This window comes from Nitrosomonas sp. Nm51 (genome assembly GCF_900111165.1).
Classification (GTDB): domain Bacteria; phylum Pseudomonadota; class Gammaproteobacteria; order Burkholderiales; family Nitrosomonadaceae; genus Nitrosomonas.
In genome coordinates this window covers 1-1,194 of the sequence record NZ_FOGH01000127.1, presented here as the reverse complement: position 1 = coordinate 1,194, position 1,194 = coordinate 1, and the positions used below count along the sequence as shown (strand labels likewise).

The 1,194-nt window shown below is 53.4% G+C and carries 1 protein-coding gene; it reads right to left on the bottom strand.

Annotation, left to right across the window (positions count from 1 at the left end; all coding sequences use genetic code 11):
- On the bottom strand, positions 1-1,187 hold a 1,187-nt coding region (gene tuf, locus BMY60_RS15150; RefSeq protein WP_090334726.1), incomplete at its 3' end, for an elongation factor Tu.
- Positions 1,188-1,194: the final 7 nt, after the last annotated feature.

The following is a 1,194-nucleotide window of genomic DNA, read 5'->3' as shown; positions in this document are numbered from 1 at the left end:
TCTATGATCTTAGCAACCACGCCTGCGCCAACTGTTCTGCCGCCTTCACGGATCGCAAACCGCAGCCCTTCGTCCATTGCAATCGGCGCAATCAGATTTACCGTCACCGACACATTGTCCCCAGGCATCACCATCTCCGTCCCCGCAGGCAATTCAATTGATCCAGTCACATCCGTCGTCCTGAAATAAAATTGTGGACGGTATCCAGGAAAAAACGGCGTATGCCTGCCGCCCTCCTCTTTACTCAGCACATAAATCTCCGCCGTGAATTTCGTATGCGGTGAAATACTGCCCGGCTTCGCCAATACCTGACCGCGCTCTACTTCCTCTCGCTTGGTACCGCGCAACAGAACGCCCACATTGTCCCCCGCCTGACCCTGATCCAACAGCTTCCGGAACATTTCCACACCCGTGCATACCGTCTTCAGCGTTGGCTTCAAACCAACAATCTCAATCTCCTCACCCACCTTGATAACGCCCCTCTCCACACGACCCGTCACCACCGTTCCACGGCCCGATATCGAAAACACGTCTTCTACCGGCATGATGAAAGCACCATCTATCGCTCTCTCAGGCTCAGGTATATAACTATCCAGCGCTTCCGCCAGTTTTAAAATCGAGGGCTCCCCAATCTCACCCTGATCACCCTCCAGCGCCTTCAGCGCCGAGCCAACTATGATCGGCGTATCATCGCCAGGAAAATCATATTTCGACAGCAACTCGCGTATCTCCATCTCCACCAGTTCCAACAGCTCGGCGTCATCAACCATGTCGGCCTTGTTCATGTACACAATGATATAAGGCACACCCACTTGACGCGCCAGCAAAATATGCTCCCTGGTCTGCGGCATCGGTCCATCCGCAGCCGACACAACCAGGATCGCACCATCCATCTGCGCCGCACCCGTAATCATGTTCTTTACATAGTCAGCATGTCCCGGACAGTCTACATGCGCATAGTGCCGCTTCTCCGTCTCATATTCCACATGCGCCGTATTGATGGTAATTCCCCGAGAACGCTCTTCCGGCGCAGAATCAATCTGATCATAACTCTTCGACTCCCCGCCAAACTTCGACGTCAAAATTGTCGTGATCGCCGCCGTCAGCGTCGTCTTACCATGATCCACATGCCCTATCGTCCCAACATTTACATGCGGTTTCGAACGTTCAAACTTGCTCTTTGCCATGACCTGT